The organism is Paracoccus sp. (in: a-proteobacteria), from assembly GCF_047973135.1.
GTDB lineage: Bacteria > Pseudomonadota > Alphaproteobacteria > Rhodobacterales > Rhodobacteraceae > Paracoccus.
This window is the reverse complement of the sequence record NZ_JBKEBL010000289.1, coordinates 1-21888: the sequence shown is the minus strand read 5'-3', so window position 1 is coordinate 21888 and position 21888 is coordinate 1. Positions and strand designations below refer to the sequence as shown.

Annotated in this window: 22 protein-coding genes and 3 pseudogenes; 16 read left to right on the top strand and 9 right to left on the bottom strand. The window is 62.7% G+C overall.

Annotation, left to right across the window (positions count from 1 at the left end):
- From ACK5L9_RS21390 to ACK5L9_RS21360, 7 genes and pseudogenes are all read left to right on the top strand, one after another.
- Positions 1 to 553 (top strand): annotated as a pseudogene (locus tag ACK5L9_RS21390) (AAA family ATPase); the annotation flags it as partial.
- Positions 554 to 647: 94 nt separating this feature from the next.
- Positions 648 to 2027, top strand: coding sequence for a DUF6638 family protein (locus tag ACK5L9_RS21385; protein ID WP_416913477.1), 1380 nt, complete (start codon positions 648 to 650; stop codon positions 2025 to 2027).
- Complete coding sequence (locus tag ACK5L9_RS21380; RefSeq protein WP_416913476.1) at positions 2024 to 2305, top strand: hypothetical protein; 282 nt, start codon at positions 2024 to 2026, stop codon at positions 2303 to 2305. Before ACK5L9_RS21385 ends, ACK5L9_RS21380 begins: the two co-directional genes overlap by 4 nt.
- Before the next feature lie 13 nt (positions 2306 to 2318).
- The gene (locus ACK5L9_RS21375; RefSeq protein ID WP_416913475.1) at positions 2319 to 3014 is read left to right on the top strand and encodes a DUF1523 family protein; all 696 of its coding nucleotides are present in this window, start codon (positions 2319 to 2321) and stop codon (positions 3012 to 3014) included.
- Between the two features lie 147 nt (positions 3015 to 3161).
- The gene (locus ACK5L9_RS21370; protein ID WP_416913474.1) at positions 3162 to 3875 is read left to right on the top strand and encodes a hypothetical protein; all 714 of its coding nucleotides are present in this window, start codon (positions 3162 to 3164) and stop codon (positions 3873 to 3875) included.
- A 114-nt stretch (positions 3876 to 3989) separates the two neighbouring features.
- Complete coding sequence (locus tag ACK5L9_RS21365) at positions 3990 to 5360, top strand: glutamate--cysteine ligase (RefSeq protein WP_416913473.1); 1371 nt, start codon at positions 3990 to 3992, stop codon at positions 5358 to 5360.
- Between the two features lie 116 nt (positions 5361 to 5476).
- Positions 5477 to 5842, top strand: a complete 366-nt coding sequence (locus tag ACK5L9_RS21360) for a hypothetical protein (protein ID WP_416913472.1) — start codon at positions 5477 to 5479, stop codon at positions 5840 to 5842.
- Position 5843: 1 nt separating this feature from the next.
- Here ACK5L9_RS21360 and plsY read toward each other — a convergent pair whose 3' ends face one another.
- Genes plsY through ACK5L9_RS21345 form a run of 3 tightly spaced genes read right to left on the bottom strand, consistent with a single transcriptional unit; the run spans position 5844 to position 8697 of the window.
- Entirely contained in the window at positions 5844 to 6422 is a 579-nt protein-coding gene (gene plsY / locus ACK5L9_RS21355; protein ID WP_416913471.1) for a glycerol-3-phosphate 1-O-acyltransferase PlsY, read from the bottom strand.
- Positions 6419 to 7699: a dihydroorotase gene (gene pyrC / locus ACK5L9_RS21350; RefSeq protein ID WP_416913470.1), complete on the bottom strand. Its 1281-nt coding sequence runs from the start codon at positions 7697 to 7699 to the stop codon at positions 6419 to 6421. Before pyrC ends, plsY begins: the two co-directional genes overlap by 4 nt.
- 35 nt (positions 7700 to 7734) lie before the next feature.
- On the bottom strand, positions 7735 to 8697 hold the full coding sequence (locus ACK5L9_RS21345; protein WP_416913469.1) for an aspartate carbamoyltransferase catalytic subunit: 963 nt from the start codon (positions 8695 to 8697) through the stop codon (positions 7735 to 7737).
- Positions 8698 to 8868: 171 nt separating this feature from the next.
- Between ACK5L9_RS21345 and ACK5L9_RS21340 the strand changes: the two genes are divergently transcribed.
- The 3 genes from ACK5L9_RS21340 to ACK5L9_RS21330 are packed head-to-tail and all read left to right on the top strand — an operon-like array spanning position 8869 to position 11380.
- Positions 8869 to 9702, top strand: a complete 834-nt coding sequence (locus ACK5L9_RS21340) for an FkbM family methyltransferase (RefSeq protein WP_416913468.1) — start codon at positions 8869 to 8871, stop codon at positions 9700 to 9702.
- A gap of 32 nt (positions 9703 to 9734) precedes the next feature.
- On the top strand, positions 9735 to 11111 hold the full coding sequence (locus ACK5L9_RS21335) for an MATE family efflux transporter (RefSeq protein WP_416913467.1): 1377 nt from the start codon (positions 9735 to 9737) through the stop codon (positions 11109 to 11111).
- Between the two features lie 32 nt (positions 11112 to 11143).
- Positions 11144 to 11380 (top strand): Lrp/AsnC ligand binding domain-containing protein, encoded by a 237-nt coding sequence (locus ACK5L9_RS21330; protein ID WP_416913478.1) that lies wholly within the window; start codon positions 11144 to 11146, stop codon positions 11378 to 11380.
- 118 nt (positions 11381 to 11498) lie between these two features.
- Here the strand turns inward: ACK5L9_RS21330 and ACK5L9_RS21325 are convergent, their stop codons facing one another.
- Genes ACK5L9_RS21325 through ACK5L9_RS21315 form a run of 3 tightly spaced genes read right to left on the bottom strand, consistent with a single transcriptional unit; the run spans position 11499 to position 13770 of the window.
- Positions 11499 to 12815 carry an MATE family efflux transporter gene (locus ACK5L9_RS21325; protein ID WP_416913466.1) on the bottom strand — a complete coding sequence of 439 codons (1317 nt, stop codon included), beginning with the start codon at positions 12813 to 12815 and terminating at the stop codon, positions 11499 to 11501.
- A gap of 6 nt (positions 12816 to 12821) precedes the next feature.
- Positions 12822 to 13319, bottom strand: a complete 498-nt coding sequence (locus tag ACK5L9_RS21320; protein ID WP_416913465.1) for a PaaI family thioesterase — start codon at positions 13317 to 13319, stop codon at positions 12822 to 12824.
- A gap of 10 nt (positions 13320 to 13329) precedes the next feature.
- Positions 13330 to 13770: a PaaI family thioesterase gene (locus tag ACK5L9_RS21315; protein WP_416913464.1), complete on the bottom strand. Its 441-nt coding sequence runs from the start codon at positions 13768 to 13770 to the stop codon at positions 13330 to 13332.
- Between the two features lie 144 nt (positions 13771 to 13914).
- Between ACK5L9_RS21315 and ACK5L9_RS21310 the strand changes: the two genes are divergently transcribed.
- The 3 genes from ACK5L9_RS21310 (at position 13915) to ACK5L9_RS21300 (ending at position 16577) form a co-directional block, all read left to right on the top strand.
- Positions 13915 to 14295, top strand: coding sequence for a MerR family transcriptional regulator (locus ACK5L9_RS21310; protein WP_416913463.1), 381 nt, complete (start codon positions 13915 to 13917; stop codon positions 14293 to 14295).
- 113 nt (positions 14296 to 14408) lie between these two features.
- On the top strand, positions 14409 to 14783 hold the full coding sequence (locus ACK5L9_RS21305; RefSeq protein ID WP_416913462.1) for a MerR family transcriptional regulator: 375 nt from the start codon (positions 14409 to 14411) through the stop codon (positions 14781 to 14783).
- Positions 14784 to 14804: 21 nt separating this feature from the next.
- Positions 14805 to 16577: an acyl-CoA dehydrogenase C-terminal domain-containing protein gene (locus ACK5L9_RS21300; RefSeq protein ID WP_416913461.1), complete on the top strand. Its 1773-nt coding sequence runs from the start codon at positions 14805 to 14807 to the stop codon at positions 16575 to 16577.
- Positions 16578 to 16602: 25 nt separating this feature from the next.
- On the opposite strand, the gene ACK5L9_RS21295 is transcribed toward ACK5L9_RS21300, so the two are convergent.
- Positions 16603 to 17703, bottom strand: coding sequence for a pyridoxal phosphate-dependent aminotransferase (locus tag ACK5L9_RS21295; protein WP_416913460.1), 1101 nt, complete (start codon positions 17701 to 17703; stop codon positions 16603 to 16605).
- Between the two features lie 287 nt (positions 17704 to 17990).
- Here ACK5L9_RS21295 and ACK5L9_RS21290 point away from each other — a divergent pair, with 287 nt between their 5' ends.
- Entirely contained in the window at positions 17991 to 19118 is a 1128-nt protein-coding gene (locus tag ACK5L9_RS21290) for a porin (RefSeq protein ID WP_416913459.1), read from the top strand.
- 65 nt (positions 19119 to 19183) lie between these two features.
- Here the strand turns inward: ACK5L9_RS21290 and ACK5L9_RS21285 are convergent, their stop codons facing one another.
- Entirely contained in the window at positions 19184 to 20656 is a 1473-nt protein-coding gene (locus ACK5L9_RS21285; protein ID WP_416913458.1) for an NAD-dependent succinate-semialdehyde dehydrogenase, read from the bottom strand.
- 356 nt (positions 20657 to 21012) lie between these two features.
- Entirely contained in the window at positions 21013 to 21219 is a 207-nt protein-coding gene (locus tag ACK5L9_RS21280; RefSeq protein ID WP_416913457.1) for a GNAT family N-acetyltransferase, read from the bottom strand.
- 94 nt (positions 21220 to 21313) lie between these two features.
- Here ACK5L9_RS21280 and ACK5L9_RS21275 point away from each other — a divergent pair.
- Both ACK5L9_RS21275 and ACK5L9_RS21270 read left to right on the top strand, forming a co-directional pair.
- Positions 21314 to 21624: pseudogene (locus tag ACK5L9_RS21275) on the top strand (transposase); the annotation flags it as partial.
- A gap of 102 nt (positions 21625 to 21726) precedes the next feature.
- Positions 21727 to 21888, top strand: a pseudogene (locus tag ACK5L9_RS21270) (IS256 family transposase); the annotation flags it as partial.

Below are 21888 nucleotides of genomic sequence, written 5' to 3'. Positions count from 1 at the left end.
GGCCGATTACATCGACATCCTCGCCCTGCTGCTGGGTAAGCGTCATGACATCCCTGTTGGCGATCACGACCTGATGCGCGCGCAGTCCATGCAAAAGGCCGTGGCCGACAGCTATGCGGGCCATTCGCGTCCGACCGAGGCCGGACTGGAAAAAGTTTTCGCCGAGGTCAGCGGGCAATATGGCGCGCTGGACAATCTGGCCGATCTGGGCAGCTATCTTTTCGCCATCGCCGAGGCCGAGCCGCGTTTCACCGGCCGCGCGGTCAAGAATATTACCGATGCGGTCAAGGTCCGCGCGATGGATTTCGACATGCCCGACGACTGGTTCGAAACCCCCGAACCCTTTCTGCATCAGCCCTATGAAACCAAGTTGCAGATGATCGAGGCGCTGCGCCGTCCGATCACCCCCCGGATGGTGGTGCAGGAAATCAACCGTTACGCTGACAGCGAGTGGCGCTATGCTGACAGCGCGGATGAGGCCGCCATTGAGGACGCCGTACGCGGGATGGAGCGGATGCAAGAGGCGCGAAAGAGGTTCGGGGGAACGGAATGACGACAATATCATTTTGGTCGGCCGGTACTTTCGCGGTCATTCGGGCGATGGCGCATTTCTTGCTCGCCCTCGGGGCGTCGCGGTCGGCACGCGCATGAAACGCCTTATCGAAAAGGGGTTGATGTTCGGCAATCTCATTCGGGTGGATTCGACCGCTTGGGTGGGCCTTTATAACCGCGCGCTGAAAAGGATCACGGGCCGCGAGACGGCGCTGACCGAATTTCACATCGATATCTGCGGATATTCCCCCGAAATCGGCGACGAATTGGGCGATATGTCCTATCTTGCCCCCAAGGGTGACGAACGGCAGTTTATCCTGCTGACGACCGAACAAAAGACCGCGCCGATGCTGAACGCCGATCTGTCGGTCCTGCGCGATGTCATGCGGCGCTTTATTGCTGATAACGAAAGCCAGCTTTTCAGCCTGACCGCCCACGATGCCGTGGTGGGCCAGATCGACGATCAGGTCTGGCAGATTGCCTCGCCCGCCGATCTGTCCGGAATCCGCCGCCTGACCGTCAGCGCCGACACCACCGGCAGCCATATGGTCGAAGCCGACAAGATGGCTGCGATGATCGACAGGTTCCGCACGCAGCCGGATGCGTGGTGGGACGATGTGCTGATCGCCCGGATGATCGAACAGGCCAAAAAATCCGGCGATGTTCTGCGCAATCCGGTCAGGCTGGACCATACCGCCTTTGATGTGCCCGATTTCTGGACTGCCGATTTCGGCGGGGTTTATGTCATCCGTTCCGCGAACGAACCGGCGATGATCTTTGCCGATCCCGCGCAGGTGGCCGAAATGCCGGATTTCCTGACCATGTCCATCGCTGAGGGCCATCAGATCGCTGCATGGCTGGCTCGCAACGCGCTGGCCGAGCCGATCGTGAACACACGCGGCACCGATACCGCGCCGATCCTGCGCCAGAAGATCGACTTCGTTCTGGCCGATGCCGCCGTCCGGCTGGGGCTGGACACGGGCGATGGCGACCGGGCCGCGCTGCGGCGGGCAGCCTCGCGCATGGGGGCCGATCTGCCGCCCGAGATAAGGGGCCTGTCGGCGCTGCAACGCTATGCCGAGCAGGGGGGCGACTGGCCGGTGATCGACAGCGGCGATCCGGCCTATTTCTATGCCATCCGCGCCACGCCCGGCCCCGCGCGCGATCTGATCAACCGGCTGCTGTCGGAACTGGCACCGCATGATGTCAGGCAATTATTCATCACCCACAAGCCCTTGTTTTATCGCCTCTACCAGACCTGGCCAGAGGTGCGGCGCGACTATGTCGCCAACATGCTGGCCCGCGAATATGCGATGGACAAGCAGGGCACACGCGACGCGCTGTTCGGTGCCGAACCCGGCATGGCCGAGCCCGGAGCCCGCGGTCCGCGTGTCGGCCCATGGGGTGCGCCCCGCAGCAACCTGTCCGAAATCGGCCTGTCGGTTCCGACCGTCCCCTGGGACCGCGACAGATGATCAAGCTGGCCCGCCTTGTCGTGCTGGTTCTGCTGTTTGAAACGCTGTTTTTCGTGATGCTGCGGGTCTATGTCCGCTCACTCCGCCGCGAGAGGCTTGAGAAGGCCTGGGACAAGCGTCACCCCGATATGGCCGGCGCGAATCCGCTGCGTGACAGGTTCGTGCGCAGATCCATGGTTGGTTATGACAAATCCTTGAGGTTGCGCCTGTTGTGGTTGGTTTTCATCCTCCCCACATTAGCGATCATGGGGGTCGTCTATTGGATCAACTGGCAGTAAAGGACAGCAGCGGATGTTGCGCTATATCAAGACTTTTCTGGGCATCCTGCTGGCGGTGACGCTGTTTGCCTTTCTGGACTATTCGCTACCCTCGAAAGAGACGGTGCGTATCACCAACACTTATAACCGGCTGACCTCGATCACCTCGTCGAACGCGATCTTCTATGCGTCCGAGGATACGGGAACGGTGGAAAACGCGACCGGTCAGCGCGATGTGCGCTTCATTGATACGGTGCGTGCGAATGGCAAGGTCTATGTTTACCGGAACGAGGATACGGGCTGGATCTGGCCGCCCTATTTCAAATATGACAGCGCCAACCTGCATTCCGAGGCGACGGATCTGAAATCGACCTCGACCGCCCCTGATTGGGTCAGCATTACTTCTTACGGCTGGCGGCTTCCGTGGCTGACTGTTTATCCCAACGCGATTTCGATCAATCCCGTGGCTGGGCCGGATGACAGTCCGCGCAACTGGTCGGCGGTGATTGTCTGTGCCCTGCTGCTGATTCTGTTGCTGACCTTGTGGCGCATGTGGCAGCAGTTCCGCGAACGCACCATCGACCCGGCCGTGGCTCGCGTTGACGAAGCCTGGGACGATGTCGAGGCCAGCGCCGATGCTGCCCGTGACCGTGTTGTCGCCGGGGCGTCGGGCATCACGGGTCGTTTCAGGGGCTGGCTTGGCACATGGAAAGGCAAGCCCCGCAAGTAATCCTTGCGTCAACGGTCTGATGTTAAGCATCTTTTAACAGTTTCGTGGCAGGTTGCGGTAAGCCGGGCTATTACAGCCCAGATTTCCGTATTCGTCGCGGCGGGCACAACGTGAGGCTGACCGCGATCCTGTTTCAAGAGGTGCTTGATGAAATTCTGGACCCTGGTCTGCGCGACCATTCTGTCGGCTGGCCTGACGCAGGCCGCCACCTTTACCGTGCCGGGCACAGCGAATCCCTGGCTTGCGGGAATGCCCGATGGAACCAGGGGGCAGTATTATTCTGCCGATACCGCGCCGGGGCAATCGCCTCTTCAGGTGACAGGGGTGCCGATCCGGGGCGGCGATGCCTATACGTTTTTCGCTTCGGGTCTTGTCGATCAAACTGGCATCAGCTCCCCCCGTTTGTACGGGCCCGATGGTGGCGGTCGTTACCTTTATCACTATGGAATGGAAAATGGCATGTCGAACATCGCGGCATATGCCAATACTCTGCTGGGTGTTTTCCTGTCGGATGACCGTCCTGACCTCACCGGGGCACCGGCCATGCTGCATTTCCGCAATTTGGAACCCCGCAATTATGCTGAACTTTCGCCCATGCTGAAGCAGGTGTTCATGATTGGCAACGGATACAGCGAAACACTGGGTCAGTTCCAAAGGGTTGTTGCGCCGGAAGAGGCGACCCGGCTGTTTCTGGGCGTAATGGATGACATGAACTGGCACAACAATTGGGGGGCGTTCACGGTCGAGGTGAACAACCTGACAGCGCAGCCCCGGCCCGTACCTGTGCCCGGCGCATTGTCCCTGATGGGGCTGGTCATCGGGACGCTTGCGATGGCTGGCCGCCGCCGCCCTGCGTCCTGATCGCGCCCTTCGGCGGTGATTATCCCGCGTCAATCAAGCGGTATTCGGCGGCTTGACTTAGCCTGATCTTGTTGCCAGTCTGACTGACTGGCAATCGTGAAAGGCCACGTTTTCATGTCCATTCCTCAGCAGGGCGGGGGCCCCGTCGAAAGCCGCGATCAGTTGGTCGCCTATATTGCCGCTGGCGAAAAGCCGCGCGAGGACTGGCGTATCGGCACCGAGCACGAGAAATTCGGCTATGACAAGGCGCAAAAGCTGCCGCTGCCCTATGACGGGGCCTGTTCCATCAAGACGATCCTGACCGGGTTGCAGGGTCGTTTCGGCTGGGATCCGGTGTTGGAGCAGGGCAATATCATCGGGTTGCAGCGCGATGGCGCGAATGTCAGCCTGGAACCGGGCGGGCAACTGGAACTGTCGGGTGCCCCGCTTGAGACGATTCACCAGACCTGCGACGAAGTGAATCAGCATCTGGCCGAGGTCAAGGCCATCTCGGATGAATTGGGGGCCGGGTTCATCGGGCTGGGGGCCGCGCCGATCTGGCATCAGGACCAGATGCCGTTCATGCCCAAGGGGCGCTATCGGCTGATGACCGATTACATGGATCGCGTCGGTACCCTGGGCAAGCAGATGATGTACCGGACCTGTACGGTACAGGTGAATCTGGATTTCGGAAACGAGGCTGACATGGTCAAAAAGCTGCGGGTGGCGCTGGCGCTGCAACCGGTGGCGACGGCGCTGTTCGCCAATTCGCCTTTCCTCGACGGCAAGCCGAACGGGATGAAAAGCTGGCGCAGCCATATCTGGCAAAATCTGGATGACGCGCGAACCGGCATGCTGCCCTTTGCCTTCGAGGATGGTTTCGGGTACGAGCGGTGGGTAGACTATGTACTTGATGTTCCGATGTATTTTGTCTATCGTGACGGTCGTTACATTGATGCCCTGGGTCAGTCATTCCGTGATTTTCTGCAAGGACGCCTGCCGGCCCTGCCAGGCGAGGTTCCGACCCTGTCGGATTGGGCTGACCATCTGACAACGGTTTTTCCCGAGGCTCGGGTCAAGAAATTCATCGAGATGCGCGGCGCGGATGGTGGCCCGTGGCGGCGGCTTTGTGCGCTGCCCGCGCTTTGGGTCGGTCTGACCTATGATCAGTCGGCGCTGGATGCCGCCTGGGATCTGGTCAAGGGCTGGGATCATGACACCCGCGAAGGGCTGCGCCTTGCCGCCGGGCGCCACGCCCTTCAGGGTGAGGCGAATGGCATCCGCCTGCACGATCTGGCGCGTCAGGTGGTCGATATTGCTGAAGCCGGGCTGAAATCGCGCGCGCGGCCCGGCGCGGGCGGGTTGGTTCCCGACGAGACGCATTTCTTGAACGCGCTTAGAGAAAGCGTCGATACCGGCAAGGTGCCCGCCGATGAACTGCTGGAGAAATACCACGGCGAGTGGCAGGGCGATCTGTCGCGGGTTTACGCGGAATATTCCTATTGAAACATGGCCCTTCCGCACCGGGCGCACGACAAGGTGACTGCGCGATGTCTTGATTTCGGGCAGCCATCAATGGCAACCGGGCGGAAACAAGGCAGGGACGCAGGATGCGCGCGGACATGATGATTTGGGTTCAACGGCTGGTCGGACTGGCTTTTCTGATTGGTCTTGCGGCGCTTGGGGCGGGCGTCTTTGCCATCGTCCGTCAGGCCGAGGGCGTGCCACCACTGCCGATCTTTGTCGGGCTGGTCTGTGCGATCATGCTGGTTCTGCTGGCCGGGGCCTGTCTGGCGCTGATGTCGATCGCCGTTTCCGCGCGTCAGGCTGCCGAGGCGCTGCAACGGCAGGCGGCGTTGGGCGGGGCGGCTCTGACTGCCCCTGTGGCGACGGCCACAGGACCGTTTTCGGCGACCGGGCTGAAAGAGACCGCGCCCCCGCCGTCAACGGCGCGGCCCTCGGGGCGGATGCTTGTGGCCGAGCGGTAAGTCAGCCTTTCCTGCCGATCCGGGGCTCGGTTCCGGTCAGCAGCCGCGCGATATTTGCGCGGTGGCGGACAAAGATCAGCACCGCCATGAAGGTGCAGACCGGCACCAGTTCGACATGATCGAACAGCCAGGCGGTGACGGGGGCAAGTGCCGCCGCCAGCAGCGCGCTGAGGCTGCTGATGCGGCTGATTGCCGCAACCGCCACCCAAATGCCGCAAGCCGTTATTCCCAACGGCCAGTTCAGCGCGATCAGCGTGCCCAGAAATGTCGCGACGCCCTTGCCACCGCGAAAGCCCAGCCAGACCGGAAAGCAATGGCCCAGAAAGGCCGCCCCCCCGGCCAGCATTGCGGCGGTTTCGCCCCCGAAATGGCGGGCCAGAAATACGGCGATGGCGCCCTTGCCGGAATCCAGCAGCAGCGTGGCCAGCGCGGCGGGCTTGTTGCCGGTGCGCAGTACATTGGTCGCGCCGATATTGCCCGACCCGATCTTGCGCAGATCGCCAAGTCCCAGCAGGCGGGCGATGACCAGACCGAAGGGAACCGAGCCCAGAAGATAGCCCAGAATTGCCGACGGGATCACGCCGCGTCTCCGAAGACGCGTCGGCCCGCGACCCATGTGCCCAGAACCCGGCCCTGCATCCGCGCGCCGTCAAAGGGGGTGTTCCGGGATTTTGACAGCAGGGTAAAGCGGTCCAGCACGAAAGGCGCATCCGGATCCAGCAGGATCAGGTCGGCAGGCGCGCCCGCCGACAGCCGCCCTCCGGGCAGGCGCAGCCGACGCGCGGGGTTCAGCGACATGGCCCGCCACAATTGCGGCAGGGAAAGCCCGCCCTGATGATACAGGCGCAGCGCGGCGGGCAGCAGGGTCTGCAGGCCGACCGCACCGGGGGCGGCGGCCTGGAAGGGCAGACGCTTGGATTCCTCGTCCTGGGGGGTGTGAAAGCTGGCGATCACGTCGATCAGCCCGTCCGCTATTGCCTGAACCATGGCCTGCCGGTCATCCTCGGAGCGCAGCGGCGGGGTAAAGCGGAAAAAGGTGCGATAATCGCCGACGTCAAATTCATTCAGCGTCAGATGGTGGATCGAAATCCCCGCCGTCACATCCAGCCCGGCGTCGCGCGCCCGCCGCAGCGCGGGCAGGGCGGCGGCCACGGTGATCTGGTCGGCATGCCAGCGGCAGCCCGTCATTGTGACCAGTGAAAGGTCGCGGTCCAACCCCATCACCTCAGCCATGGGCGAGACGAAGGGGATGCCGTAAAGCGAAGCGAACTTGCCGCTTGTCGCCGCCGCGCCTCTGGACAGGCCGGCATCCTGCGGGTGGCCCACGATCAGCGCGTCCAGCCCCCGCGCATAGGTCATGCAGCGTTGCAGCAGCCGCGTATCGGTCACAACGCGCACGCCATCGGTAAAGGCGGCTGCGCCGAGATCGGTCAGAAACCCGATTTCGACCATCTCGCGCCCGTCGCGCCCCTTGGTCAGCGCGGCCATGTGGCGGATATTGACTGGCGCATCCGCCGCGCGCCGGGTCACGAATTCCAGCGATTCCGGCGTGTCGATGGGCGGCAGTGTGTCGGGCCGCGCGACGATGGTGGTCACGCCTCCGGCCGCCGCCGCCAATCCGGCGCTGCGAAAGCTTTCCTTGTGCCGCTCGCCCGGTTCGCCGATCTTGACGCCCCAGTCGATCAGGCCGGGGGCCAGTGCCCGCCCGCCGCAGTCGATCACAGCCGCCCCCTCGGGCGAGGCCTCATCCGGGGCGCCGGTCCCCGCAATCCGCCCGTCCCGGACCAGCAAGCTGCCGGGCGCTTCGGTCTGTGCCTCGGGGTCAATCAGGCGGGCGTTCTTGAAAAGAAGGATCATCGGGCTTCCCTGGTCGTTCCGTTCTTGCGGGTGGATCACACCATCACCGCGGCCGCCGCGCGGCCCCGTTCGGCGCGCAGGTTGCGGGCCAGCAGGTCCAGCGCCGCCATCCGCACGGCGACGCCCATTTCCACCTGATCCTGAATGACGCTGCGGTTGATGTCGTCGGCGATGGTGCCGTCAATTTCCACGCCCCGATTCATCGGGCCGGGATGCATGACGATGGCGTCGGGTGCGGCAAGGGCCAGCTTGTCGGCATCCAGCCCCCAACGGTGGTAATATTCGCGCTCGGACGGGATAAAGCCACCATCCATGCGTTCGCGTTGCAGGCGCAGCATCATGACGACATCCGCGCCCTTCAGCCCCTGACGCATATCCTCGAACAGTTCGACGCCCATATCCGCTGCGCCCGGCGGCATCAGTGTCGCGGGGCCGATCAGGCGGATGCGATTTTCCATCTTGCCCAGAAGAATCAGGTTCGATCGCGCGACGCGGCTGTGGGCGATATCGCCACAGATGGCGATGGTCAGGCGTTGCAGCCGCCCCTTGGCGCGGCGGATGGTCAGCGCGTCCAGCAGCGCCTGGGTGGGATGTTCGTGCCGCCCGTCGCCTGCGTTGATCACGGCGCAGTTGACCTTTTCCGCCAGAAGGTTCACCGCGCCCGAATGCGGGTGGCGCACGACCAGCAGGTCGGGCTTCATGGCGTTCAGCGTCAGCGCCGTGTCGATCAGGGTTTCGCCCTTGTTCACGCTGGATTGCGCGACGGCCATGTTCATCACATCCGCCCCCAGCCGCTTGCCCGCCAGTTCGAAACTGGCCTGCGTTCTGGTCGAGTTTTCAAAGAACATGTTGATCATGGTCATTCCTTCCAGCGCGTCGGAATGTTTGATCGTGCGGCGGTTCAGGGCGACGTAATTCCCGGCCAGATCCAGCAGGGTGGTGATCTCGGCCGGGGCAAGGTGATCAATGCCTAGAAGGTGTCGTGCGCGTAAAGACATGGGTGGCCTCCGGCTGGATCGGGTCTGCACTTCTATTGCAGATGGGCGCGGATGCGGCAATGGGGCAGGGTTGACAGTCTGGCGGCTTCCGCGTTTCCTTGCACGGACAGGTTTGTTTTACGATTGCTGCCCTTTGGGCATTTCGTCCAACAGCAGGTAAAGCAAACAACAATGAGCGAATCCGACGATCCGCAGGCAATCGCACAGTTGCTGAAGGCGATTCTTGACCAGAACACCCGGCAGACGGCCCAGATCGTTCAGGCGATCAACATGCAGACGCGGGCGCTGGTTTCCGCGCTGAACCGCCAGACCAGCCTTCTGGCCTTTCAGCAGCTTTCCGACCGGATCCTGGAATTCACCTATGAGGACCGGCTGATCCGGTTCTTTCTGCCCGAGGGTGATTTCGATTTCGTCCAGTCGATCATCCTGCGCAACCGCAGCTTTTACGAAGAGCCGGTGCTGCGCAGCGTCCGGGACAGCGTTGACCTGCGGGGCAAGGTGGTGCTGGATATTGGCGCGAATATCGGCAATCACGCGGTCTATTTCGCGGCGATCTGTGGCGTAGCCCGGTGCATCGCGTTCGAACCGAACCCCGCCCCGGCCGCGATCCTGCGGCGCAATCTGGAACTGAACGGGCTGGACAATGTCGAATTGCGGCAGGTCGCGCTGTCAGACCAGCCCGGCAGCCTGCGCGTCGCGCGCCTGGTGCCGGGGAATATCGGCGCGACCTCGTTCGCGGAATCGGGCGAGGGGGTCATTCCGGCGGTGCGGCTGGACGATCTGGATCCGGGGCGCGTCGATTTCATCAAGCTGGATGTCGAGGGCATGGCAGTCAAGGTGCTGGAGGGCGCGCGCGAAACCATCGCCGCCAGCCGCCCCGGCATCCTGATCGAGCTGTTCCCCGTCGAATACGATCAGGGCGCCGCGATCCTTGGCAATCTGGGCTATCGGCGGGTCAAGGCCATGGCCGGCGACAACCACCTGTTCCTGCCTTTACCGGCCTAGCTTTCCTGCGGTTCGGGCGCTAATGCTCGGCCATGCACTGGATGCGTTACCGCCCTCATGTCGTGGCGACATTGTCGCTGGGTCTGCCGCTGGTTGGCAGCCATCTGGCGCGCGTGGCCATCGGGGTCAGCGATACGGTGATGGTCGGCTGGTACGGAGTGGTGCCGCTGGCGGCGCTGGTGATCGCGACCTCGTTTCTGGTTCTGCTGTTCTTTCTGGGCATGGGCTTTGGCACCGGCGTGATGGGCATGATCGCCACCGCCATCGCGCGCGGCGAACAGCCCGAGGTGCGCCGCGCCGCCCGCATGGCGCTGTGGCTGTCGGGGCTGTTTTCGCTGGCGGTCATGCCGCTGATGCTGTGGTCCGAACCGATCCTTCTGGCGCTGGGGCAGACGACCGAAGTGTCGGCACTGGCGCAGGATTATCTGCGCATCGCCGGCTGGGGTCTGTTGCCGATGCTGGCCGGGCTGACGCTGAATTCCTATCTGGCCGCGCTGGAACGTACGCAGGTCGTCATGTGGGTGACGGTGGCCGGGTTGCCGCTGAACATCGCGCTGAACTGGGTGTTCATCTTTGGCCATCTGGGCGCGCCCGAACTGGGCGTGCAAGGCGCGGCGATCGCCAGCCTGACGGTCCAGACCGTTCAACTGGTCCTGCTGACCGCCTATGCCGAATGGCTGCCGATGGCGCGGCAATATCACCTGTTCCAGCGGTTCTGGCGACCCGACTGGCCCGCCTTTTTCGCCGTTGCCCGCCTGGGCTGGCCCATCGGGCTGACCATGGTGGCCGAGGGCGGGCTGTTCATCTGTTCGAACGTGATGATGGGCTGGATCGGGACACCGCAACTGGCCGCGCACGGGATCGCGCTGCAAATCTCGTCCCTGACCTTCATGGTGCATCTGGGCCTGTCGAACGCCGCCACGGTGCGCATCGGGCAGGCGCGGGGGCGCAACGATGTGCTGTGGATGCGCGATGCAGCGGTCAGCGTGGTCGGCCTGTCGATGGCATTTGCCTGCGTCGCCGTTGCCATCTATCTGCTGTTCGCCCGTCCCATGGTGGGGGCGTTTCTGGACCCTTCGGATCCGCAGGCACCGCAAATAGTGTCGGTCGGGGTCATGCTGCTGATGTATGCCGCGTTGTTTCAGGTCGCTGACGGGTTGCAGGTGACGGCCCTTGGCTTTCTGCGCGGGGTGCAGGACACGCGCGTGCCGATGTGGGCGGCGGGGTTCAGCTATTGGTGCGTGGGCATGCCGGTCGCCTGGGTGCTGGGGTTTGGCCTGGGCCTGGGGCCTGCCGGCCTGTGGATGGGGCTGTGCGCCGGTCTGACGGTGGCGGCGGGCCTGCTGATGCGGCGTTTCTGGCGCGGGCTTCTTCGCGGGGACTGGACCAGCCAGCGCCCGCCGGTCTAACCTGCCCGCGTCACAGCCAGAAGGAAGTCATGATGCGCCCCGTCTTTGTCCAGTTCCGCTGCGAGCCCGGCAAGACCTACGAGGTCGCCGAGGCCATCTATGACCGCGAGGTGGTCAGCGAGCTTTATTCGACCTCGGGCGATTTCGACCTGCTGGCCAAGGTCTATATCCCCGAGGACGAGGATGTCGGCCGCTTTCTGTCGGAACGCCTGTTCGATATTCCGCATATCAGCCGGACACTGACGACCATGACATTCCGGGCGTTCTAAGCAGATATTCGTGGCTTTGCCCACGAATGCCTGCTTAGGCTTGTTTGATTTTGCAGGATTTTTATCCGAAAACCGGTGGCCACTTTTCGGAAATCCTGCTTAGACCCGCAATCGCGGATCAGGCGGGTTGCGCCGCTGTCTCGGCGCGGGGATACAGCCGCCACATGGTCAGGCCGCGCGCCGTATTCAGGACCATCAGCGCCGCCCACAGCCCGTCATTGCCCCAAAGCAGAGGCAGGATCACCACGGCCAGCACATACAGCGTCACCGACTGGAGCATCGCCATCCGCATCTCGCGGGTCAGGGTGGCACCGATGAAGATGCCGTCGAACATCCAGCTTGCGATGCCGATGACCGGGGCCGCGCCCAGCCAGATCAGATAATGGCGCGCCTCGGACCGGACTTCGGGCGCGGTGGTCAGGATGTCGATGATCGCGCCGCCGCCGAACCAGAATACCAGCCCAAGCACCACCGCCCCGCCCAGACCCCATTGCGAGGTCAGGATCGCGGCGCGGCGGACCTGGTCGGGGCGGCGCGCGCCCACCGCTTGCCCGACAAGCGATTCGGCGGCAAAGGCGAAACCGTCCAGTGCGAAGGCGGTGATCGACAGGAACTGCAACAGCACCTGATTGGCCGCCAGCGTCACATCGCCCTGCGCCGCGCCCAGAAACAGGAACGAGGTGAAACTGGCCTGCAACAGGACCGAGCGGATCATGATGTCGCCATTCACCCGCAACAGGCGGTCAAGCTGGTCGCGGGCAAACAGCTTGGCCATGCCGCGCGTGGCGGCGATGGCGGCGCGCAGGGCGTGGCGGGCAAAGAAAAGCCCAAGCGCCAGCCCCGACCATTCCGCGATCAGCGTGGCCCATGCCACCCCCGCGACCCCCATCGACAGGCCCAGAACGAACCACAGATCCAGCACCACGTTCAGCCCGTTCTGCAAGACCTGAAGGGCCAGGACCGCGCGGGTCCGCTCAATCGCGATCAGCCAGCCGGTGATGGCATATAGCGCGATGGTGGCGGGTGCCCCCCAGATACGGATCGTCAGGTATTGGCGGGCCAGCACTTCGACCTCGGGACTGGCGGGGGCAAGGCGGAAGGCCGCCCAGAAGATCGGCAGTTGCATGACGACAAAGGCCAGCCCCGCCGCTGCGCCGATGGTCAGTGCGCGCAGCAGATGCGCGCCGACCTGTGCGCCGTCGCCCGCGCCGTGGCTTTGCGCCACCAGCCCGGATGTGCCCATGCGCAGAAAGCCGAAAATCCAGTAAACCGAGGTCAGGATCACCGCGCCGATGCCAACCGCGCCGATGGGCGCGGGCTGGCCAAGCTGGCCGACCACGCCGGTATCGACCAGCCCCAGCAACGGGACGGTCGCATTCGACAGCACGATAGGCAGCGCGATATTCAGAACCCGCCGGTGGGTCAGCGGTGTCATGCGCGATCAACCCTGCCGCATCAGGAAATGCCCCGTCGCCTGCGCAAACAGCCGCTGGCGGTTATCCTGCCACGCCTCGACCTGAACCGAGGCATAGCGCCGCCCCGACCGGACCACCCGCGCGCGGGCATAGGCGTCGCGCGGCAGGCCGCTGCGCAGGTAATCGACGGTGAAATCGACGGTCTTTGGCAGGCGCGGCAGGCTGCCCGGCAGGTCTATGTCGGGGGCGACCTTTCCGGATTCAAGATCGGCCCACATGTCGGACCAGGCCAGTTCGACAATCGCCGTCACCTCAAGGAAAGCCGCCGTCACCCCCCCGTGGATCGCGGGCAGGATCGGGTTTCCGATCAGCTTGCGGTCGAAGGGAAGGATTGATGTCAGCTCGTCCCCGCGGCGGTCAAAGCGGATGCCGAGCCAGTTCAGATAGGGCACCCCGCCGACCAGCGCCCTCAGGGCGGTGTCGCGGCGGGATTTGATCTGGTCAAGCGGTTCGTTGCGGTCCATCGCTGCCCCCTTACCGTTCAGCCGTGAATGCGCCCGTGGCGCAGGCGACCGGATCGCCCGGTTCCTCGTCCGAGGCGAAGGCGCGCACAAAGGCCACGCTGCGGGTCATGTGATAGCACTCGGCCCGCGCCGTGATTCGCTGGCCCGGCGTCGCCCCCCGCATGTAGTCGATGCGCAGGTCGATGGTCGCGGTCGAACGTGGTGCCGAGGCATGGGTCATCACCGCAGCCCCGCTGCACGTGTCCATCAGCGCCGAGACCACGCCGCCATGGATCACCCCGCTATGCGGATCACCGACCAGATGTTCATCCCAAGGCATCGAGATCGCGGCCTTGCCGTCGCCAAGATCGTCCACCCTCATCTTCAGCGCCTGCGCATGGGGCAGCGCCTCGATAAAGGCGGCGGCGGCCCGGATACGGTCATCGGCGTTCTGTCTTGCGTCATCGGTCATATCGCACGCCCTCTGTTCGGTCAGGCCCAAGGATTAGCCGGGCAGGCGGGGCATGCTCAAGCGCGAACTCTGCCGTTGCGATCTTGTTATTGCTCACGACACGACGAATAAATAGCGGGAACAGTATGTAAGGAGGGAACGCAGATGGCCGACGATCAATTGATCACCTTCAAGGAGATGTGCGCCCGATTCGATGTGACGCCCCGGACGTTACGTTACTATGAGTATATCGAACTTCTCAGTCCGCATAAGGAGGGCAGATCGCGCTTTTATGGTGCGCGGGAAATTGCTCGTATGACACTGATTTTGCGGGGGCGCCGATGGGGATTCTCGCTTGAGGATATTCGCCAATGGCTGTTGCTTTATGACAAGCAGGGAACACTTGAACAGTTTCGTGTATTAATTGATCTTGCAGATCAACAACTTGTAAATCTTGAAGAGCAGATTGCCGACCTGGTTGCCGCGCGTGACGACTTGCAGGCAATGCGCGAATCCACTGCCGAACAATTGAAACAAATGGTATGAAATCAGGGTTCCGTATGGTCGCCTAGCTTACGTAACGTTCTTGTTTGCGTAAACGTCAACTTTTTGTATCGATTCTGTGACTACAGTCCGCTTTTGAGGAGGTATCACGTTTCATGTCCGACGAATTGATGACCATCCGCGAGATGTGCGATACTTACGGCGTCACGCCGCGCACCCTGCGTTTTTACGAAGCGCGAGAATTGATTTTTCCCCAGAGACGGGGACAGCATCGGCTGTATGACCGAAGGGACAGGGCGCGTCTGGTCCTGATTCTGCGCGGGAAGCGCTTCGGTTTCAGCCTTGAACAGATCCGGCAATTGCTGGAACTGTACGAACCTGGGGCGAACCGGACGCAGATCGCGGCCTCCATTGAAATCGCAAAGGAACGACTTTCCGACATGGAGCGTCAGTATTCCGAACTGCATGAGGCGATCGCAGATTTGCGCGCGCAGCTTGTTGAGGCAAAGGAGGCGCTGACAGCCAATTGAAACCACTTATCAGGATAACCAATGCCCATCTACAATCCGCCGGTGAAGGACCTGCAATTCGCCCTTCACGACGTTCTGAACCTGTCGAAATCCGGCCTGCCCGGTCATGACGAACTGGACCGTGATTTCACCGAGGCCGTGCTGGAGGCGGCAGGCAAGCTGAGCAGCGAGGTGCTGGCTCCGCTGAACGTCGTCGGCGATCTTCAGGGATGCCGGCTGGAAAACGGGGTGGTGCGCACGCCGGACGGCTTTGCCGCGGCGTTCGAACAAATGAAAGAGGGCGGCTGGAACGGGTTGGACTGCGACCCCGAATATGGCGGTCAGGGTATGCCCTATGTGATGGGCATGGCCACGGGCGAGATGTTCATATCCGCCAATGTCGCCTTCAACATGTATCAGGGCCTGACCCACGGGGCCTATTCGGCGATTCACGCGCATGGTACCGCCGAACAGAAGGCCACCTATCTGCCAAAGATGGTCAGTTGCGACTGGACCGGCACCATGAACCTGACCGAGCCGCATGCCGGCACCGATCTGGGCATGCTGCGGACGCGTGCGGAACCGCAGGCGGATGGCAGTTATCTGATCACCGGGCAAAAGATATTCATCTCGGCCGGGGATCACGATCTGGCCGAAAACGTCATCCATCTGGTGCTGGCCAAGGCACCGGGCGGGGAAGAGGGAACCAAGGGCATCTCGCTGTTCATCGTGCCCAAGTTTGTGGTGAACGAGGATGGCTCTCTGGGGGACCGCAACGCGGTTTCGGTCGGCAATCTGGAACACAAGATGGGCATTCACGGCAATGCCACCTGCGTAATGAATTATGACGGCGCGAAGGGGTGGTTGCTGGGCGATCTGCACAAGGGCATGCGCGCCATGTTCACCATGATGAACGAGGCGCGGATCGGCGTCGGCCTGCAAGGCTATGCCATTGCCGAGGCGGCCTATCAGAACGCCGCCGTCTATGCGAAAGACCGGTTGCAGGGCCGTGCCGTCACCGGCGCGGAAAACCCCTCGGGGCCGGCCGATCCGCTGATCGTGCATCCCGACATCCGTCGCAGCCTGATGACGCAGAAGTCGTTTCTGGAAGGTGCGCGGATGCTGGTCATGTGGGGGGCGCATCTGATCGACAAGTCACATCACGGCGATGCCGGGGCCGAGGCGCTGATTTCGCTGTTGACGCCGGTGATCAAGGGGGTGCTGACCGACCGGGGCTTTGACACTGCGGTCATGGCCCAGCAGGTCTTTGGCGGCCACGGCTATATTGAGGAACATGGCATGAGCCAGTTCGTCCGCGATGCCCGGATCGCCATGATCTATGAGGGGGCGAATGGCGTGCAGGCGCTGGACCTGGTCGCCCGCAAGCTTCCGCAGGACGCGGGCAAGCCGATGACGGCGTTTTTCGGCGCAATCCGTGCCTTTGCCGCCGAACATGCCGGGGACGAGGCGATGAACGCCGATTTCCTGACCCCGCTGAAAGCTGCGTCAAAGGATTTGCAGGCCGCGGCGATGTATTTCGTCGAAAATGGCGCGAAAAAGCCGAATGACGCGCTGGCCGGATCCTATGACTTCATGCATCTGTTCGGCGAGGTCGCACTTGGCTTCATGTGGGCGCAGATGGCGGCAGCAGCGCGGGTCGGGCTGGCGACAGGGGGCGATGCAGCCTTTTTTGATGCCAAGCTTGCAACCGGGCGGTTTTATATGAAGCGGCAATTGCCGATAACGGCCACCTATCTGGCGCGGATCCGGTCTGGTGCGGAACCGATCATGGCCCTGCCTGCCGAGGCGTTCTGACCCGGCCCGTCCAAGCCCGCACCCGTCACAGCCCCGCAAGGGCGCGGGGCAGGGCCCCGGCAAGGATCTTCAGCTCCTGCGCGGGGGCGCAACTGATGCGGATGCAACGATCTTGCGGCGCAACGCCGGGCATGCGCACGAAAACGCCATGCCCGGCCAGCGCCGCGACCAGCCGCCGGGCAAAGGCTCCGTCACGGCCGGTATCGACGGCGACGAAATTCGTGGCCGATGGCAACGCGGTCATGCCATTCGCGGCGGCAATGTCGGCGATGCGGTCACGGGCCGCTGCCACCTGCCGACGGGTCTGATCCAGCCAGCCCTGATCGGCCAGCGCCGCCAGCGCGCCGATTTGCGCCACCCGGTTGACACCGAAATGATTGCGCACCCGGTCAAACCCGGCAATCAGCGCAGAATGCCCGACCGCATAGCCGATCCGTGCCCCGGCCATTCCGTAGGCCTTGGAAAACGTGTGCATCCGGATGACGCGCGGGTCATCTGCGGCGATCTGCGGCAAAGCCTCGGGCGGGGCAAATTCGGCATAGGCCTGATCCAGCACCAGCAGGCAGTCATCGGGCAGATCGTCCAGCATCGCCCGGATCGTACTGCCGGGGTGCCAGCTTCCCATCGGGTTATCGGGGTTGGCCAGATAGACCAGCCGTGCGCCGACCTGCCGCGCCCTGGCGGTCAGCGCGGCGGGATCCTCGGCATCGTTGCGATAAGGCACCTTGTGCAGCGCGCCACCAAAGCCCGTCACATGGAAATTGAAGGTCGGGTAAGCGCCGTCCGAGGTCACGACCGCATCGCCCGGCGCGATCATCAGCCTTACCAGCAGCCCCAGCAGCCCGTCGATCCCTTCGCCCACCGTCACCTGTTCCGGTGCAACGGACAGATGCGCGGCCAGCGCCCGAATCAGATCGTGGCTGGTTGGATCGCCATATTTCCAGATTTCGGGCACCGAATCCCGCATTGCGCGGATTGCCGCCGGAGAAGGGCCGAAACCGTTCTCGTTCGCGCCGATTCTTGCCGAGAACGGGGTACCGCGCTGGCGTTCCAGCGTTTCAGGCCCCACAAAGGGGACCGTGGCGGGTAAAGTCGCTGGAATCGGGGCAAAAGTCGGTGGTTTCATAAGGCAAATCATTGCCGGAATCCCGACGCCCTGCAAGCGCCCACACCCGCCCTCCGCGCTGTTGCGTCGCATTGATGCGACTTGTCGCATCATGGCATCAGGGCGGTGGTTCGCGCAGGAATCCGGGGATGCAAGGCCCCGGTTTGTCAGATTGCTGCAATTCCTGCGCAGAAACTTTTCGCGGGCCTGCGGGTTGTTTCCCTGTACGCCTTTACGGCCATAGCGGTCCCGTTTCGCGCATTGCGGCGATGTGACCCCAAAAAAATCGTACCAAGTGAGGTTTAGCGATGAAATATGCGATTCCCCTGTCGTTCTCGATTCTGTCGGCGGCGACCGGACTGGTGGCTCTGCCCGCCTTTGCCGGCCCGACCTATGAAAGCGCATCGGGTGGAACCTTCAGCTTCTACGGGCAGTTCAGCCCTTCTTATGCCTATTTCGACGATGGCGATGACAGCCAGGGCAAGGGAGCGGACAATGCCAAGTCGAATTCGCGTGTCGGCTTCAATATCACCCAGCCCTTTGATGCGTTCGAGCTGAATTTCAAATTCGAGACCGCGATTGGCTTTCGTGCGACCGATTCCATCAGCCAGTATTACACGCCCGACGGTTATCACTGGAACCGCGAAAAGCTGCGCCATGTGGATCTGTCGCTGAAGACGCCAAATTTCGGGACGTTCTATATTGGTCAGGGCAGTCAGGCCTCGGATGGGGTCGGCAATATCGACAATTCCGGCACGACGGTGGCAGGGGATGTCGCGATCGGTGATGTGGCGGGCGGATATTATCTGCGCCGCGATGATGGCGTGCTGAGCGATATTACCGTGGGTGACGCCTTCAATAACTATGATGGCAGCCGTCGGGGGCGCATCCGCTATGACTCGCCCGCGTTTTACGGCGTTTCGCTGCGCACCAGTTGGGGTCGCAACATCCTGAACAGCGACGATGGCGACGATTACGCCGATATCGCGCTGCATTATGAGGGCGAGTTCGGCAATGGCATCCAGGTCGAGGGCGGCGCAGGCTACAGCTATCGCGACCGCAAGGACGGCCGCGACGACCGCAAGGATGCCTTTGCCTCGGGCTGGGTCACGCTGCCTCAGGGTTTCAACTTTGGTGTCGCGTTCGGCAACCGCGTCGATGGCGGGCCGGGCGGATCCTATTGGGCGGTCAAGGGCGGCTATATTGCCAACTGGACCCAATGGGGTTCGACTGCCATGTCCGTCAATTACTATAAAAGCGAAGACATGGTCAGCAAGGGCGACGAGGGGAAAAGCTGGGGTGTCGAAGTGGTCCAGAATATCGAGCGCGCCAGCCTCGATCTGTATGCGGGCTATCGTCATTATGAATATGACGACGATGTCACCAGCTATAAGGACGGCAAGTCCTATCTGATCGGCGCGCGCTGGAAATTCTGATCGCGCCAGAAAAAAAGGGGGGGGGCGCCTGCGCGCCCCCCCCGATTATTTCTGCTGCCCGAATGTCAGATCGACAGGCAGACATATTTCATTTCAAGAAAATCGTCGATGCCGTGGCGGCTGCCTTCGCGACCAAGGCCCGATTGCTTGATGCCGCCAAAAGGCGCAACCTCGGTCGAGATGATGCCCGTGTTCACACCCACGATGCCGTATTCCAACCCCTCCTGCACGCGGGTGATCCGCCCCACGTCGCGGGCATAGAAATACGAGGCCAGCCCGAAAATCGTGGCATTGGCCTTTTCGATCACCTCTTCCTCGGTTTCGAAGCGGAACAGCGGGGCCAGCGGGCCAAAGGTTTCCTCGGTGGCGACCTTCATGCCGTCGGTCACGCCCGTCACGATGGTCGGCTTGTAGAACAACCCGCCCATCCTTTCGCCTCCGGTCAGCAATGCGCCGCCATGATCCAGCACGTCGCGGACATGTTCCTCGACCTTTTCGACGGCGCTGGCGCTGATCAGCGGGCCGGTGGTCACGCCGTCTTCCAGCCCGTCGCCGACCCGCAGCCCGTCCACCGCCGCCGCCAGCCTGCGCGCAAATTCGTCATAGACGCCGGATTGTACGTAAATACGGTTGGCGCAGACACAGGTTTGCCCGTTATTGCGGAATTTCGACGCCATTGCCCCCTCGACCGCGGCATCCAGATCGGCATCGTCAAAGACGATGAAGGGCGCGTTTCCGCCCAGTTCCATGGAACATTTCAACACCTGATCGGCGGCCTGACGCAGCAGGATGCGACCGACTTCGGTACTGCCGGTGAAGGTCAGCTTGCGGATCTGCGGGTTCTCGCAAAATTCCTTGCCGATGTCCGAGGATCGCGACGAAGTGACGACCGACAGGATACCCTTGGGCAGCCCGGCGCGTTCGCCCAGAACCGCCATGGTCAGCGCCGAAAGCGGCGTTTCGGCGGCGGGCCGGGCGACAAAACCGCAGCCCACGGCCAGCGCGGGCGCGGCCTTGCGGGCGATCATGGCATTGGGGAAATTCCACGGCGTGATCGAGGCGACCACGCCGATCGGCTGGCGGATCACCGACAGGCGCTTGTCGGGCAGGTGGCCGGGGATGGTTTCGCCATAGACACGCTTGGCCTCTTCCCCGAACCATTCGATAAAGCTGGCACCATAGGCGATTTCGCCGCTGGCCTCGGGCAGGGGCTTGCCCATCTCGGCGGTCAGGATGCGGGCCAGATCGTCCTGGTTCTCGATCATCAGGTCGTGCCAGCGGCGCATGACCTGCGCGCGTTCCTTGGCGGTGCGCGCGGCCCATCCCTTCATCGCCGTGGCAGCGGCGTCGATGGCGCGGGCCACTTCGGCGCGGGACAGATCGGCGACCTTCGCGATCACGTCGCCACGTGCGGGGTTGATGACATCGAAGGTCGCGCCATCCGCCGCATCGACCCATTCTCCGCCAAGAAAGGCACGGGTTTCCAGCAGCGAGGGATCGCGCAATAAAGTCCTGAGATCGGTGGAATGCTTGGTCATGGCGGCCTCTGGGTAAAATATCTGCCAAAGATTGACCACGACCGCTGATATTTGTCAAAGACCTGTGCAAACCCCGCGATATAGGCGATAATGCCTATGCCGGTATCGCCGTGGTCCGACCGGGGCATTTGGTCGCAGAGCGGCGTTTTCCGCCAGTCCGAAGGGCGGATTTCGCAGGCAGGGGCGGGTTTGCGCCTAACGGAGCCGCGATCCGGCAGATCATTCACAACTGCCGGGCTTTCGGCTATAATCACCCTCGAACGGAACCTGTGCCCTTGTGGTCGGGTTATAGGATATCGCCTTGTATTTCCCTCTTGGCGATCTCTGGGGCGGTACGCTTGTCGTGCCGCCCTTTCTCATGTTCGGCCCGTCGGCCTGTAATAGCCATAATCGTAAGCCGGAAAGAAATGACGCGAGGCATAGAGCCGTTCGGCCGCCTGATTGCCTTTCAGAACCTGCAACCAGATTGGCCGGTCCTGACGGTCGGATATGGCCAAAAGGCTGTCCAGAAACTGCCCCGCGATTCCCCGCCCGCGACAATCCGGGTCAACCAGCATGTTCATCAGCCCGTCCGCCTTGTGGTTCGGTGCGATCAGGGCCTAATCTGCCGGAGCTTCATGTCTGTTGGCGACAAGGTCTGCGTCGAAGACCCTTGTTAGCGGCTATCATCCCGAGCGTGCTGTCCAGACCGGGATCGGGCCGGTCACGGTCAAGGTGCCGAAGGTGCGGGCGAAGGACGGCAAGCCCGTGACGTTCCGCTCGGCGCTGGTGCCGCCCTATGTCCGGAAGGCGAGGTCCATCGCGGCGGCACTGCCCTGGCTGTACCTGAAGGGCATCTCGACCGGAGAGATGGGCTCGGCGCTGAAAGCCCTTCTCGGAGCTGAGCCACCGGGTTCTCGGCCGGGACGATCTCTCGCCTGAAGGGGCAATGGGCGGCGGAATACGATGACTGGCGCAAAGCCGATCTGAGGGTCGTGTCTCGGAGGTGGTAGAAATTGTCTGGCGGCGTAATCTCCGGGTGAACTGACACCCACCCAACCGGCGGCAGCAACCGCCAGGGATATCACGGCTTGAACCAGATTACCGATAAATCCAGCTTTGCGCTACTGTCCCATGAGGCCGTGTTCGACCCGATTGAGGAGCGGCTGCGAGCCAGCGTCCGTGCGACCATCGAGGCGGTGTTCGAGGAGGAGCTCGGCGACTTTCTCGGCCGTCTTCGCTACGACCGGGGC